1 protein-coding gene is annotated in these 879 nt (G+C 67.5%); it reads left to right on the top strand.

The window, feature by feature from the left end; all coding sequences use genetic code 11:
• Window positions 1-400: 400 nt before the first annotated feature.
• Window positions 401-844: an IS110 family transposase gene (locus ACFPGP_RS16285; protein ID WP_378591834.1), complete on the top strand. Its 444-nt coding sequence runs from the start codon at window positions 401-403 to the stop codon at window positions 842-844.
• The last annotated feature ends 35 nt before the right edge of the window (window positions 845-879 follow it).

The raw sequence follows: 879 nt of genomic DNA, 5'->3' as shown, positions 1-879 counted from the left end.
TGAGCGCCCCGAGGACCGACGTCGACGACGCCGACACGTTGGCCCGCATCAAGCTGAGCAGCGCCACCGAACCCGGCGACCTGAGCGTCACCGGCCTGGTCAGCGAGCTCGGCGCAGTCAAGGTCCTGGACTACCTCGACGTTGCCCGGGAGGTAGAGATCCACTGGGGTCTTCATCATCGGCCGCGAGCTCGCCGACGTCGATCCCGGCAAGGTCCTCGAGCGGGACGCCGGTCGGAGCATACGATTCGTCATCCCCGGCGATGCCGAGGGGCTAGACGGTATGGAGTGACCGCTCAGGGCTACTGGGGGTTGTAGGCCGGGGCCCCACTCACAAATGGTCGTGGGTTACCGAGTAGGGCTGGCCTGCTCGGCCTATCCAACAGTTGTGGGAGGCCCCGGTGTTTACCGAGCGTACGAGCGTTGGGCTCGACGTGCACGCACGATCTGTCGCTGCGGCGGCGATTGACGGCGTCACGGGCGAGCTGGTCCAAGCGAAGCTGACCCCGTCACACGAGCACATCCGGTCCTGGATCCAAGAGCTGCCGGGTCCGGCGGCGGTGACCTATGAGGCCGGCCCGACCGGTTTCGGGCTCTACCGGCACCTGACCGCGGCGGGGGTTCGGTGTCTGGTCGCGGCGCCGTCGAAGTTGCAGAAGCCGTCCGGGGATCGGGTCAAGACCGATGCCAAGGACGCGGTCCACCTGGCCCGGTTGCTACGACTCGACGAGATCACCGCGGTGGCGATCCCTTCGGCGGACCAAGAGGCCGCCCGCGACCTCGTCCGTGCCCGGGAGGACTGCCGCGGCGACCTAACCTCGATGTTTCGTCTGGCTGCCGGTTGAGGTGTTGAGTACGACGTTGGGGTGGCGGTTGGTCA

The sequence above is a fragment of the Nocardioides taihuensis genome (genome assembly GCF_042657275.1).
GTDB lineage: Bacteria > Actinomycetota > Actinomycetes > Propionibacteriales > Nocardioidaceae > Nocardioides > Nocardioides taihuensis.
Note: the sequence above shows the minus strand (reverse complement) of the source record. Positions and strands in the feature narration are given on the sequence as shown.